General features: G+C 59.1%; 13 protein-coding genes. All 13 read left to right on the forward strand.

The genetic code is table 11. The annotated features are described in order from the left end of the window. The first annotated feature begins 1 nt into the window (after position 1). The 13 genes from waaC (at position 2) to ACMXYI_RS09275 (ending at position 13,764) form a co-directional block, all read left to right on the forward strand. On the forward strand, positions 2 to 1,063 hold the full coding sequence (gene waaC, locus ACMXYI_RS09215) for a lipopolysaccharide heptosyltransferase I (protein WP_415772953.1): 1,062 nt from the start codon (positions 2 to 4) through the stop codon (positions 1,061 to 1,063). After that, positions 1,063 to 2,184: a glycosyltransferase family 4 protein gene (locus tag ACMXYI_RS09220; protein WP_415772954.1), complete on the forward strand. Its 1,122-nt coding sequence runs from the start codon at positions 1,063 to 1,065 to the stop codon at positions 2,182 to 2,184. Before waaC ends, ACMXYI_RS09220 begins: the two co-directional genes overlap by 1 nt. Next, positions 2,184 to 2,990, forward strand: a complete 807-nt coding sequence (gene rfaP / locus ACMXYI_RS09225) for a lipopolysaccharide core heptose(I) kinase RfaP (protein WP_415766299.1) — start codon at positions 2,184 to 2,186, stop codon at positions 2,988 to 2,990. Before ACMXYI_RS09220 ends, rfaP begins: the two co-directional genes overlap by 1 nt. Further along, positions 2,990 to 3,724 (forward strand): lipopolysaccharide kinase InaA family protein, encoded by a 735-nt coding sequence (locus ACMXYI_RS09230; protein ID WP_415772956.1) that lies wholly within the window; start codon positions 2,990 to 2,992, stop codon positions 3,722 to 3,724. Before rfaP ends, ACMXYI_RS09230 begins: the two co-directional genes overlap by 1 nt. After that, on the forward strand, positions 3,721 to 4,473 hold the full coding sequence (locus ACMXYI_RS09235; protein WP_415772957.1) for a lipopolysaccharide kinase InaA family protein: 753 nt from the start codon (positions 3,721 to 3,723) through the stop codon (positions 4,471 to 4,473). The genes ACMXYI_RS09230 and ACMXYI_RS09235 overlap by 4 nt, the downstream gene beginning before the upstream one ends. Continuing rightward, positions 4,473 to 5,924, forward strand: coding sequence for a lipopolysaccharide kinase InaA family protein (locus tag ACMXYI_RS09240; RefSeq protein WP_415772959.1), 1,452 nt, complete (start codon positions 4,473 to 4,475; stop codon positions 5,922 to 5,924). The genes ACMXYI_RS09235 and ACMXYI_RS09240 overlap by 1 nt, the downstream gene beginning before the upstream one ends. Before the next feature lie 167 nt (positions 5,925 to 6,091). Further along, positions 6,092 to 6,427: a YceK/YidQ family lipoprotein gene (locus ACMXYI_RS09245; RefSeq protein ID WP_415772961.1), complete on the forward strand. Its 336-nt coding sequence runs from the start codon at positions 6,092 to 6,094 to the stop codon at positions 6,425 to 6,427. A 71-nt stretch (positions 6,428 to 6,498) separates the two neighbouring features. After that, positions 6,499 to 7,377, forward strand: a complete 879-nt coding sequence (locus tag ACMXYI_RS09250) for a DUF3800 domain-containing protein (protein ID WP_415772963.1) — start codon at positions 6,499 to 6,501, stop codon at positions 7,375 to 7,377. Between the two features lie 227 nt (positions 7,378 to 7,604). After that, positions 7,605 to 9,362, forward strand: a complete 1,758-nt coding sequence (locus ACMXYI_RS09255) for a carbamoyltransferase family protein (RefSeq protein WP_415772965.1) — start codon at positions 7,605 to 7,607, stop codon at positions 9,360 to 9,362. Further along, positions 9,346 to 10,476 carry a glycosyltransferase gene (locus ACMXYI_RS09260; protein ID WP_415772967.1) on the forward strand — a complete coding sequence of 377 codons (1,131 nt, stop codon included), beginning with the start codon at positions 9,346 to 9,348 and terminating at the stop codon, positions 10,474 to 10,476. The genes ACMXYI_RS09255 and ACMXYI_RS09260 overlap by 17 nt, the downstream gene beginning before the upstream one ends. Further along, positions 10,476 to 11,372, forward strand: a complete 897-nt coding sequence (locus ACMXYI_RS09265; protein ID WP_415772969.1) for an antimicrobial resistance protein Mig-14 — start codon at positions 10,476 to 10,478, stop codon at positions 11,370 to 11,372. The genes ACMXYI_RS09260 and ACMXYI_RS09265 overlap by 1 nt, the downstream gene beginning before the upstream one ends. A gap of 8 nt (positions 11,373 to 11,380) precedes the next feature. Then, complete coding sequence (locus ACMXYI_RS09270) at positions 11,381 to 12,811, forward strand: PIG-L deacetylase family protein (RefSeq protein WP_415772971.1); 1,431 nt, start codon at positions 11,381 to 11,383, stop codon at positions 12,809 to 12,811. Beyond that, positions 12,808 to 13,764 carry a glycosyltransferase family protein gene (locus ACMXYI_RS09275; RefSeq protein ID WP_415772973.1) on the forward strand — a complete coding sequence of 319 codons (957 nt, stop codon included), beginning with the start codon at positions 12,808 to 12,810 and terminating at the stop codon, positions 13,762 to 13,764. The genes ACMXYI_RS09270 and ACMXYI_RS09275 overlap by 4 nt, the downstream gene beginning before the upstream one ends. Positions 13,765 to 13,773: the final 9 nt, after the last annotated feature.

Raw genomic sequence — 13,773 nt, forward strand, 5'->3', positions numbered from 1 at the left:
TTTGCGGGTACTGCTGATCAAGACTTCTTCGCTGGGCGACGTGATTCACGCGTTGCCGGCGCTGACCGACGCGGCACGGGCGATCCCCGGCATCCAGTTCGACTGGGTGGTGGAAGAAGGCTTCGCCGAAATCCCGACCTGGCACCCGGCCGTGGGCAAGGTGATTCCGGTGGCGATCCGTCGCTGGCGCAAAAACATCTGGCAGACCATCAAGAGTGGCGAGTGGAAGCGCTTCAAGCAAAGCGTTCGCGCCAACAAATATGACTTGGTGATCGATGCCCAGGGCCTGCTGAAAAGCGCGTTGCTGACCCGATACGCCAAAGCCCCGGTGGCCGGGCTGGATAAAAACTCCGCCCGCGAGCCGATTGCCGCACGCTTCTATTCCCGGCGTCTGGCCGTGGCCCGTGGGCAACACGCGGTGGAGCGAGTGCGTCAGCTATTTGCATTGGCCCTGGGTTACGACCTGCCAAAAGGCTTGGGCGATTACGGCCTGAACGTCGAACGACTGGTGGAGTTGCCGCGCAAGAATCCTTACGTGGTGTTCCTGCACGGCACCACGTGGGACACCAAGCACTGGCCTGAAGCCTACTGGCGCGAGTTGGCCGAGCGCGTCGGCTATCTCGGTGTCGCGGTGAAGCTGCCGTGGGGTAATGCGATCGAGAAAGCCCGGGCCGAGCGCATCGCCAAAGACATGAGGCATGTCGAAGTGCTGCCCAAGCTGAACCTGGCAGGTGTCGGCAAAGTACTGGCCGGCGCGCAAGCCTGCGTGGCGGTGGACACCGGCCTCGGTCATCTGGCCGCTGCACTGGACGTGCCGACGCTGTCGCTGTTCGGCCCGACCAACCCGGGCCTGACGGGCGCCTACGGTAAAGCGCAGATTCACATCGCCAGCGATTTCCCCTGTGCGCCGTGTATGCAAAAGAAATGTACGTATCAACCGACGGCCGAAGATGCCCGTCAGTTTGACCTTAAACGCGAGTGGCCCCTGTGCTTCACGCGTCTGAATCCCGAGCGTGTCGCGACCCGACTGAGCACGTTGTTACTGGCTGAGGAGCTGCGCTGATGCAATTGGCATTCGTCTTGTACAAGTACTTTCCATTCGGGGGCTTGCAGCGCGACTTCATGCGCATCGCCCTGGAATGTCAGCAACGCGGCCATCAGATTCGGGTCTACACGCTGATCTGGGAAGGCGACATTCCACCGGGCTTCGAAGTGTTGGTGGCGCCGGTCAAGGCGTTCTTCAATCATCGACGCAACGAGAAACTCAGCGAATGGATGGAAGCGGATCTGGCCAAGCGTCCAGTGGACCGTTTGATCGGCTTCAACAAAATGCCGGGTCTGGACGTCTACTACGCCGCCGACGGCTGCTTCGAAGACAAGGCGCAAAACCTGCGCAACTCGCTGTACCGCCGTTGGGGCCGCTACCGGCACTTCGCCGAGTACGAGCGCGCCGTGTTCGCCAAAGATGCCAAGACCGAAGTGCTGATGATTTCCGAAGTCCAGCAGCCGCTGTTCATCAAGCATTACGACACGCCGCTGGAACGCTTCCATCTGCTACCGCCAGGTATCTCTCAGGACCGTCGCGCGCCGGCCAATGCCGCCGAGATCCGTGCCGAATTCCGTCGCGAATTCAACCTGAAAGACGATGATCTGCTGCTGGTGCAAATCGGCTCCGGGTTCAAGACCAAGGGCGTGGATCGCAGCCTCAAGGCGCTGGCCGCATTGCCCGCCGATCTGAAGAAATGCACCCGGCTATTTGTAATTGGCCAGGACGACCCCAAATTATTCCAGATGCAGAGCGCCACATTGGGGCTCGGCGATAACGTGACGTTCCTCAAGGGCCGCAGCGACATCCCGCGTTTTCTGCTTGGCGCCGATCTGTTGATTCACCCGGCGTACAACGAAAACACCGGGACTGTGTTGCTCGAAGCCCTGGTGGCCGGGTTGCCGGTGCTGGTGAGCGCGGTGTGTGGTTACGCCCATTACATCGCCGAGGCCGACGCCGGTCTGGTGCTGGACGAGCCTTTCGATCAGGCGCAGCTGACCCAGTACCTGACCGGTATGTTGAACGACGCTCAAGCACGGGCGGCCTGGAGCCGCAACGGTCTGGCCTTCGCCGAGACGGCCGACCTCTACAGCATGCCGCAGCACGCGGCCGATGTGATTCTGGCGGAGCACGCTTAATGAAGTTGATGCTGGCTGAACCGTTCAAGAGCCTCTGGGCCGGACGCGACCCGTTCGCTGAAGTCGAGGGTCTCCAGGGCGAGGTATACCGCGAACTTGAAGCGCGCCGGACCCTGCGTACCGAAGTCGATGGCAATGGCTTTTTCGTGAAGATCCACCGTGGCATTGGCTGGGGCGAGATCTTCAAGAACCTGCTCACTGCCAAGCTGCCGGTGCTCGGTGCCGGCCAGGAATGGAAGGCCATCCAGCGCCTGCAAGAAGTCGGCGTGCCGACCATGACCGCCGTGGCTTACGGCGAGAAGGGCAGCAACCCGGCGGACCAGCATTCGTTCATCGTTACCGAAGAGCTGGCGCCCACTGTCAGCCTCGAAGACTTCAGCATCGACTGGGTCAAACACCCGCCAGAGCCAAAACTTAAGCGCGCCCTGATCGCCGAAGTCGCGCGCATGACCGGCATGATGCACCGCGCCGGGGTCAACCATCGCGACTGCTACATCTGCCACTTTCTGCTGCACACCGACAAACCGGTGACGGCCGACGATTTCAGGCTCTCGGTGATCGACCTGCACCGTGCCCAGACCCGTCCGACGATTACCCAACGCTGGCGCAACAAGGACCTGGCGGCGCTGTACTTTTCGGCGCTGGACATTGGCCTGACCCGTCGCGACAAGTTGCGTTTCCTCAAGGGTTATTTCCAGCAGCCCCTGCGCCAGATTCTGGGCGAGGAAGCCGGGCTGCTTGCCTGGCTCGAAGGCAAGGCCAACAAACTTTACGACCGTAAACAGCGATACGGGGATGCGCTCTGATGGCAGGTTGGAAACTGGAGCCTGAGTACAGCGATCTGGCAGAAGATTTCGGCAGTCTTGAGGCTGTATTTGCGCTTCAGGGTGAACGCCTGACGCGCGACCTGTTGTCCGAGGTCATTCGCGTCGAGCGCAACGGCGTCAACTATTACGTCAAACGCTACGTGGGTGCCGGCAAAGGTCTGCGTCGCTACTTGGGTAAACCCCGGGTGAAAGCCGAGTGGCAGAATCTCAAGCGCTTCGCCAAGTGGGGCATTCCTACCGCCGAAGTGGTGGCCTGGGGCCTGGAGCGTCGCGGTGCGGCGTACGATCGCGGGGCTATGATCACCCGTGAGCTGCCGCATACCGAAGACTTGTCGGCCCTGGCCGAGCGGCATGATCCAAAGCTGGCGGACCGCGCCTGGGTCGATAACGTCAGCCGGCAGCTGGCGGGTTATACCCGGACCATGCACGACCACCGCTTCACCCATAACGATTTGAAGTGGCGCAACCTGCTGATCGACGATGAGCCCCGGCTGTTTTTGATCGACTGCCCCAATGGCGATTTCTGGCGCGGCTTTTGGCTCAAGTACCGGATCACCAAGGACCTGGCCTGTCTGGACAAGGTCGCCAAGTATCACTTGTCGGCTACCCAGCGCCTGCGCTTTTACCTGCAATACCGCCAGTGTGATCGGCTGAATGCCGCCGACAAAAAACGGATCCGGCACGTGGTGAGATTTTTCGAGGGACGCGAATGACTGATTTCCTGGCGGCTGAAGACCGTGCACTGCTTGAGCGTCACGGCCTCGGCACCTTCGACGCACTCTGGGCCAAGCAGCTCGAGGCTGTGGACGAGCCCAACACCGGTCGCGGTGGCTGGAGCAGCGTGTTTCGGCTGGATCTGGAAGGTCATGGCTACTACCTCAAACGCCAGAGCAACTACCAGATGCGCACCTTGCATGCGCCCTTTGGTGAGCCGAGCTTTGCCCGTGAATTTCGCAATATCAGTCGCTATGAGCGATTCGGAATTCCAGCATTGAAAGCGGCGTTTTTCGGTGAGCGCAAGGTCAACGGCGAAGTCCGGGCGATTCTGCTGACCCGAGCCCTGGACGGTTGGGATGACCTGGATTCGCTGTTGCAGCGCTGGTCGGACCTGAGTTCGGCGCAGCATTCGGCCATTCTGAAGGCCTGTGGGCAACTGGCTCGGCGCCTGCACGGCGCGCGTCAGGTTCACGGCTGCTTCTACCCCAAGCACATTTTTCTCCAGGCCACCGGCGACGGTTACCTGGCCCAGCTGATCGACCTGGAAAAGACCCGGCCGTTGCTGTTTGGTCTGCGTGATCGGGCCAAAGACCTGGAGCCGTTGCTGCGTCGGGCGCCTGAGTGGAGCGAAGCGCAGTTGCGCGAGCTGCTGGCCGCCTATCTGGATCAATCGCAAGACAGTTCGCTGATCGACAGCTGGCTGGCGCGACTGACCGCGCGGCGCACTCACAAGGAGACGCGCTGATGCGTTTGTCCGAGCTGAAAAACGCTGGCCGCAGCCCGAGCCTGCCGCTGAACATTCCACTGGCCGATGCCGCCGGCCCTGCCGAGCTGCAGTTGCTGAGTCTGTTGCGGGTGTTGCCGGGGCAGCGTTATGTCGGTGCGGGCGTCTGGCGCGGGCGGCCGGTGCTGGCCAAGTTGTTGGTCGGCAGCAAAGCGGCGCGGCATTTCCAGCGTGAGCTGGACGGCGTGCGGTTGCTGGCGGCTCAGGGGTTGACCACGCCGTTGCTGCTGGCTGATGGCCTGAAGGACGGCGAGGGCGGTTGGCTGCTGTTTGATTTTCTTGAAGGGGCCGACAGCCTTGGGGATGCCTGGAAACAGGTCGAACATTTGCCGATGCTGGCGGATGAGCAATCGGCGGTATTGGCCGATGCGCTGGGTGCGATTGGTCAATTGCACCGCAAGGGCCTGTGGCAGGAAGACCTGCACCTGGACAACCTGCTGCGCCAGGGCGGTCGGCTGTATTTGATCGACGGTGCCGGAATCCGCACGGAGACGCCGGGCCAGCCGCTCTCGCGGCAGAAAGTCCTGGAAAACCTCGGGGTGTTTTTTGCCCAGTTGCCCAAGACGCTGGAACCCTACACCGAAGAATTGCTGGTGTATTACCTGCTGAGCAACGGCGAGCATGCCTTGCCGATGGAAGCGTTGCAGAAGCAGATCAACAAGGTGCGCAGCTGGCGTCTCAAGGACTTCCTGATCAAGGTCGGCCGCGAATGCACGCTGTTCAGTGTCCAGCGCGGAGCGTTCGGCTTGCGGGCGATTCACCGCGAGGAAGAAACGGCGATGCTGCCGGTGCTGGCGCAGGCCGATGCGTTGCTCGATCAGGGCCATCTGTACAAGACCGGCGGCGCGGCGAGCGTCGGCAAGGTCGAGGTGGCTGATCGTACGCTGGTGATCAAGCGCTACAACATCAAAGGTTTTGCCCACTGGCTCAAACGTTTCTGGCGCCCGAGCCGTGCCTGGCACTCCTGGCGTGAAGGCAATCGCCTGGCGTTTCTCGGCATCGCCACGCCCAAGCCGTTGGCGTTGCTGGAGAAGCGTTTTCTCTGGTTGCGCAGTCGGGCATATCTGGTGACCGAGTATTTACCGGGGCCGGACATCATCGAGCGGTTTGCACCTTACGTTGAAAGCGGTGAGGCACCGGAAGCCGAGTTGCAGGCGCTGGATCATTTGTTTGCCGAGCTGATTGGCGAGCGGATCAGTCACGGGGATTTCAAGGGTCATAACCTGTTCTGGCAGCATGATCGCTGGGCGCTGATTGATCTGGATTCGATGTGTCAGCATGCCTCGCTCGGCAGCTTCGCCCCGGCCTATGCGCGGGATCGGGCAAGGTTCATGCGTAACTGGCCTGAGAGCAGTGCGCTGTATCGGGTCATTGATCAGCGCCTGCCCAAAAATGTCGATAGCGCCGCGTAAGTCGGAGCTTGCCCACAACCCTGTAGTACCGAGCCCGCCTTGTGCGGGCTTTTCGATGTCATGGGGGACAGGTTCTTATGAATTGTCCTACGCGAAACAGGGAGGCCGTGAACTGTGCCCTGAATAGCCGCGATGCTAGTTTGCCTGACGTTCACGGAGGGCAGATTTTGACGATAAAAATGGCGGTATTGCTGAGCACGTTCTCACTGGCTTTATCAGGCTGCGGGACCGCTGTTACGGTGTTGCAGGATGACGAGGATGCGGCTCGTAGCCTTCGAAAGCAAAAGACCTACTGTCAATCCATACCGCGTATCTACAGTGGCCTGGCCTACGACTTTTGCGTATTAAACGCAGCGCCTGATCCCACGGGTATTCTTTTGCCGTTCGTATTGGTGGATTTCACCCTCTCGGGTGTTTTCGACACCGTCCTCCTGCCCTATACGGTTTACCGCCAGGCTGCAGACGGCAATATCAGCATTTATTGGCGAGCGGGCCGCGGGTAACTCTTTTGTATTCCTGCGTGTCAGTGCTACACCTAACGCACTTGGCTCGAAGAACAAAAGGTGAATAGCTAGTGTCGACCCCGATTTTGCCCTCTCAACAGTTTTTTCTTTTTGAAAACGAAAGCGAAGCTGAAGCTAATGTTGAGGCGGAAAAGCTTTTACCTCCGTCCGGGAGGTACAGCGATTTCATAATCTATGTGGATGAGAGCGGCGATCATGGGATGCAAACATTAGATCCAAACTACCCAATGTTTGTGCTGGCATTTTGTGTGTTTCATAAAAGGCATTATTGCGAAAAGGTTATTCCTACCCTTCAGAAGTTTAAATTTAATCATATGGGGCATGACCTGATCGGTCTGCATGAATTGGAAATTCGAAAAGAAAAGGGAGCGTTCTCTAGTCTTTTCACATCAAGGCAACACAAGCATGCCTTTCTCGATGAGTTGACGGGAATCATTGAGGCCAGCAATTTCGTTCTGATCAGCTGCGTTATCGACAAAGCCGCTCTTCGCGAAAAGCAAGGTCCTGTCCACAATCCCTATCACGTCGCGCTCGGATTCTGCCTTGAAACGCTTTATGAGTATTTGCAGGAAAAGAATCAACAGAGCGTTTTAACTCATGTGATTTTCGAGCGTCGAGGGAAGCGGGAGGATAATGAGCTTGAACTGGAGTTTCGTCGCATGTGCGATGGCGCGAACAGATTGGGCATGCAACTGCCGTTCGACATCGTCTTTGCAACCAAACAAGTGAATTCCACGGGGTTACAGCTAGCGGATCTTGTTGCAAGACCCATTGGTATGAGCGTTTTGCGGTCGGGGCAAGAAAATCGTGCCTTTGACGTGCTCAAGCGCAAGTTCTACTGCAGTGGTGGGCGTAACAATGTGGGAGAGGGTTTCGAGAATTGGGGGTTAAAAATTTTCCCTCTCTCAGAAAGCGAAAAGCCCCGGTGAAACTCACCGAGGCCATAACGCCGACCGGGATCCCCCAGTCCATTTGCGCAGGAGTCTATGTCGAGGTCCTTCATCTGTCAACGCGCCAGCTTGCCACTTCCCGCTAGAGGCTTGCCGTCGCTTTTAAGCTATAATCCCGCCCTTTAGCTGCCACTCGCCCTTTGCGAGGGCACATTAATCTTTGAGGCGCCTTGCGCCTGCATGCAGACTAAAGAGGCTAGACCCCTGTGGCATTGACGATTCTTGGCCTGTCCGGCGCCCTTAGCCATGATCCTTCCGCAGCTTTGTACATCGACGGCAAGCTGGTCGCGGCGGCTGAGGAAGAGCGCTTTGTGCGCGATAAACATGCAAAGAACCGCATGCCTTACGAGTCGGCGAAGTTCTGCCTCGAGCAGGCCGGCATCAAGCCATCCGACGTTGATGTGGTAGCGATTCCGTTCGCGCCGATCAGCCTGTTCGGCAAGGCTCGCTGGCATTACGCCAAGCGTTACTGGTACGCCCCGGACCGCGCGCTCGACGCGATCCTGATGGGTAACCGTCGCTACAAGCGCTATCGCAACAAGATTGTCTGGTGCCTCGAGCAATTGGGTTTTGATCCGAAGAAAATCAAGATCGAGCCGGTCGAGCATCACCTGGCCCACGCCTCCAGCGCTTATCACTGCTCCGGTTTCAAAGAGAAAACCGCGATCCTCGGGATCGACGGCAAGGGTGAGTACGCCACGACCTTTTTCGGTTATGGCGAAAACGGCAAGATCCACAAGATCAAGGAATTCTTCGATCCGGACTCCCTCGGCGGCCTGTACGGCGCGATCACCGAGTTCCTCGGTTTCGAGATGCTCGACGGTGAGTTCAAGGTCATGGGCATGGCGCCGTATGGCGATGCCAGCAAATACGATTTCTCGCGCCTGGCTTCATTCGAGAACGGCGAGCTGGTGATCAACACCGACTACGCCAACGTCATCGGCCTGCGTCGTTATAAAGAGAAGGGCAAAGGTTTCTACTTCTCGCCGAAGCTGATCGAGTGGCTGGGTCCGAAGCGCGAAGGCGACATCGCCGACGAGCCGTACATCCACTACGCCGCGAGCATGCAAGCGCTGTTCGAAAAAATCTCGCTGCAGATGATCGACCGCTACCTGGGCGACGTGCTCAAGGAAACCGGCAAGCTGGCCTTCGCCGGTGGCTGTGCGTTGAACGTCAAGCTGAACCAGAAAATCATCGCCCGTGACGACGTTAAAGAACTGTTCGTGCAGCCTGCGTCCGGCGATGCCGGCACCGCGGTCGGCGCGGCGGCCTATGTGTCCCACGCCCGTGGTGTGCCGGTCGAGAAGATGGAACACGTCTACCTCGGCCCGTCGTACACCAACGAAGACGTGCTCGCCGCGTGTGCCCGTCACCCGAGCAAGCCGGTATGGCGCAAGCTTGAGAACATGCCGGAAAACATCGCCAAAATCATGGTCGATGGCAACCCGGTAGCCTGGTTCCAGGGCCGCATGGAATTCGGTCCGCGCGCCTTGGGCGGTCGTTCGATCATTGGTTGCCCGAGTGCGACTGGCGTGGCTGACCGCATCAACCACCAGATCAAGTTCCGCGAGCGCTGGAGGCCTTTCTGCCCGTCGATGCTCGACACCGTTGCACCGCAGATGATCAAGATCGATCACCCGGCGCCGTTCATGACCTTCACCTTTGAAGTGGCGGAAGAGTGGAAAACCCGCGTGCCGGAAGTCGTCCATGAAGACGGTACGTCGCGGGCCCAGGTGCTCAAGCGCGAATACAACCCGCGCTACTACGACATGATGAAGGCGCTGGAAGTGCTGACCGGTAACGGCGTGTCGCTGAACACCTCGCTCAACCGTCGTGGCGAACCGATGATCTGCTCGCCGACGGATGCCTTGAACATGTTCTTCGGTTCCGATCTACAGTATCTGATCATGGAAGACATCCTGGTGGTCAAAGAGGGCGCGGACGCATATGACACGCTCGGCTGAACGCCATGTGCTGCAGTTCTGTCACGGCTATGACGGGCCGTTTCTGGACTGCGCCCGGCAGTACGCCAGCCTGTTCGCGGGGACCGGTTATCGAGTGACCACGGTGTTTCTGACCGGGGCTGCCGATGCCGAAGTCGCCGCGGGCTGTGCTTCCGATGAAGTGCTGTTCATGGAATACAGCTCCAAGGCCATTCGTGGCCTGAAGCTGGGCGCCATCAGCGATCTGCGCAAGATCGCCGCCTCGCGCAATTTCAGTTTTTGCATTGCTCACCGTTTCAAGCCTATTTATATCGCCTTGCTCGGCACGTCGTTGCCGGTGATTGGCGTGCATCACGCGTTTGACGATTACAAACGCGGCACACGCAAACTCTTCGCGAATATTTTCCGCAAGCGCCTGAGCCTGCTCGGGGTTTCCGATGCCGTGCGCGACGACATGCGTCATTGCCTGCCGAAGTGGCCGGCGGCGCGGATTCAGACGCTCTATAACCGTATCGATGTGCAGACCTTGCAGGACAGCCAGGTGTCGGTTCGCGAAGCCCGGGAAACCCTCGGCCTGGCGCCGGATGCCTGGGTTGTCGGCAATGTCGGACGGCTGCATCCGGACAAGGATCAGACCACGCTGCTGCACGGTTTTGCTACGGCGTTGCCGGGTTTGCCGGCCAGCAGTCAATTGGTGATTCTCGGTGCCGGTCGACTGGAGCAGGACCTCAAGGCCCTGGCCCGTGAGTTGGGTATCGGCGACCGCGTGCTGTTCCTCGGTCAGGTGCCTGAGGCTCGGCGTTATTTCCGTGCCTTCGATGTGTTTGCCCTGAGTTCCGATCACGAACCGTTCGGCATGGTGCTGCTGGAGGCCATGGCTGCCGGCGTACCCTTGCTCGCCACGGCGTGTGGCGGGGCGAAGGAAGTGGTCGAAGGCGTCGGTATTCTGTTCCCGCTGGGCGATACCGAACACTTGGCTCAAGGGCTGCAACATCTGGCCGCGATGGACGAGCAGCAACGTCACCAGTGCGCCGAGCTGATGCTCGATCGCTTGCGTGAACGCTTCTCCGACCGCGCGGTGCGCGATGCTTTCTGGCGTTTGCCGCACGTTACCGAACTGGCGCCGAGGGGCTGATGCTCAACCGATTTCAAGGCTGGCGCGAACGTGGCTGGGCGGTAGTCGACGCCTCGACATATGCTGAAGCCTGGCAACGTTATGGCGGCAGCGTCGCCACTCATCCCATGGTGGTCGAGCGGCTTGCGCAGTTGGCCGACATTCCTGTGCGCTACCTGGCCTGGGAGCAAAACGGTGAAGTCAAAGCCGCGATCCCGACCTGGGGCCGCGACCTCGCCTTGTCCAAGGACGTGCTCAAGCGCTGCGGTAAAAAAGGTCTGTTCGACCTCGGTAATGCCGAGTTCATCCTGCCGGCCGCTGCCGATGCACAAGCGCCGCTGCGTCATCGTGGGCGCTACCTGTCGGCGCTGAATGAAGGCCGCTTCACCGGTATCAAATTGCAGGCTGAACAGCTGGCGATGGCCCGCACTCCCGAAGAACTGTCGAAGAAGTTTCGCTACAACCAGCGTCGTGAATTGCGATTGCTGGAAGAGGCGGGCGGAGTGGTTCGGCCGGTCGCGGAGTTTTCCAGCAGTGAACTGGCGGCGATCTATTGCGACCTGTTCCAGCGTCGCTGGGGCTTCCCGGCGACGGGGGCCGAGCGCATGGCTGAGGTCATCGAGTTGCTGCGTGATTTGTTGATCGGCTCGGTGATTTTCCTCAACGATGCACCGATAGCGATTCAACTGGTCTACCGTGTCGAGACACCGCTGTGGATCAGCGTCGAGTACATCAATGGCGGCGTCGATCCCGAAACCCGCGAATTCAGTCCGGGCAGCGTGCTGAGTTTTCTCAATACGCAAAGCGCCTGGGAGCATGCCCGGGCGTTGGACAAACCGTTGCGCTTTTCTTTCGGTCGCGCCGATCGTGAATACAAGGATCGCTGGTGCAATCCTGTGCCGGTGTTCACCGTATGAGTCAGCCCATGAACCGCAAACAGCAATTGCTCAAGCGCCATCGGCGCAACAAACGCATTGGTCTGCTCATCGCGCTGGTGCTATTGATTGCCATCGGTGTGCTGGTGACCTGGTGGCTGCCGTTGGTGCTCGCGGTTCTGGGCTGGATTGCCCACGAGGCCTGGTTCGCCGACCACCTGTTTTATTCGCCCAAAGACGATTATCAGTACAGCTTTCCACCGTACACCCAGCAGCCCAAGGTTCACCTTGACGGTGAGCGTTTGCGCCTGGACGACGGCGTCATGCTGGTCGACGACGCTACGCTGGTTTTGGCGCTGCGGATAAAAAGCACCTGGCTGGGGCGCTTCATCGATCCCGTGGTCGAGTTGTCGGGGGGGGATAACCCGGACCGACAAACCTTCGAGCGTGGTGTGAACGGCCTGCGTTACCTCAACCTCAGTGGTCAGGCGCAGGTTCTGTCGCAAGGTGAGTTACGCCTGCGTGGGCGTTTCTGCCGACTGCTGGGTGAGCCGGTGCTCAGGGCGTTCGAGCATCCGGATTACAGCCGTCAGCGGGTGATGGTGATCGCGCCCCACGCCGACGATGCCGAGTTGGCCGCATTCGGTTTGTACAGCAGCGCCAGTCAAAGCTGGATCGTGACCTTGACCGCCGGTGAGATCGAGGCCGGGCACTATCAGCAGATGGGGCTCAATGGCGTCGAAGCGTCTCGGCTGAAAGGCTCGCTTCGCGCCTGGGATAGTATCAGCGTGCCGCTGTGGGGCGGCGTACCTCAGGAGCGCTGTATTCAGTTGGGGTATTTCTGCCTGCAATTGTCCGCCATGCAAAGCGCGCCAACCGAGGCCGTGGCGTCCCGTGAGGCACAGCTTGGCGATACCCGATCTTTTCGACGGTTCAATCCGTTTGCCCTGGGCAGTGATGTCGATGGCATACCGTCCTGGAACAATCTGCTGGCCGACCTGAGTGAGTTGATCGAGCGTATCCAGCCTCAGGTCATCGTTTTGCCACATCCGCGTTTCGACCCGCACCCAGACCATCTATGCTCACAGCAAGCGGTGATGCAGGCACTGAACGGTACAGCCTGGCAGCCCGAAACCTTGTTGCATTACGCTAATCATCTACACGACAACGATCGCTGGCCAATGGGTGATGCCGGTACCGGTGTGACACTGCCGCCACAGATCAATAATCACGAACCGTTGCGGCCCTGGGCGCTTTGTCTGTCGACCGAAAAACAGTGGCACAAGGCTATGTCGTTGGGCATGATGCACGACCTTCAGCCCCGACTTCCCCTCAAACGCCTACTTCGCCGGGCGATCCAGCGTTGTCTGGCGGCCCGACACTGGCCGGCTTTCGGCGAAAACGAGTTCTTCCGTAAAGCGGTGCGACGCCACGAATTATTCTGGGTCCAAGAGCTGTCTGGAAAGAGAGAGACCAATTGAAAGTTCTGTTTCTGGTGCAGAAAGAGCAGCGAGCGATCCTCGATCGACTGTATGACGGTATCGCCGAGCACTGCGACTGCGACAAGCGCGAGTTGACCAGCGCAGAGCAGGACGACTTGCGTGGATACTTTCGCAAGCATGTCGATGTGACCCGCTACGACCGGATTGTTTTTTTCCTGCGCTTCAAAAAAGAAATCAGACAGGTGAGGTTCATCCAAACCCTGCCCAATCTGGTTATTCTGGAACACGATGCGTACCAGAATTACATCCCGTGCAAGTACACCGGCAAGTTCAGTGCGCATTACCGCAAGCTACCCTGGGCGCGGGTGATCAGCTCGGGTTTCATGGTCAGCCAGTGTTTGCGTGATGAAGGGTTTGACGCGCATTTCGTGCCCAAGGGCTACGATCAGGCGCTGTTGCAAAACTGCCAACGTGAACGGGATATCGAGCTGGGTTTTGTCGGCAGTCTCAACAGCGTGGCGTATGCCGGACGCAAGGCCATGCTCGAGTCCGTGGCTGAAGTGGAGAACCTGCTGATCACCCGCACCAAGTCGGGTGAGGAATACTGCGAGACGTTGAGCCGGATCCGTTACTTCGTGAGTGCCGACGTCGGCATGGGCGAATACATGATCAAGAATTTCGAGGCCATGGCCTGTGGTTGTGTGCTGTTTGCTTACGATCAAGGGGAAGCAGAGAATCGCGCGCTGGGGTTTGTCGATATGCACAACATCGTGCTCTATCGAACCCGCGACGAACTCAGGGAAAAACTGGCGGTGTTGCGTGAGTCCCCACAGCTGACCGAGTCCATTTCATTGGCCGGACAGGCTTTGGTAGAACAGCGTTACACGTTCCGGGCTGTAGGGCATGCGATTGTCGACGCCCTGCGTGCGCCGCTACGGGAGCACGTCCCGCTGGGCTGGAAAGAAAAATTACGCTTGTCGCTGGGGCTGTGAAGCCGGGCG

The organism is Pseudomonas lyxosi, assembly GCF_047758685.1.
Lineage (GTDB): Bacteria > Pseudomonadota > Gammaproteobacteria > Pseudomonadales > Pseudomonadaceae > Aquipseudomonas > Aquipseudomonas lyxosi.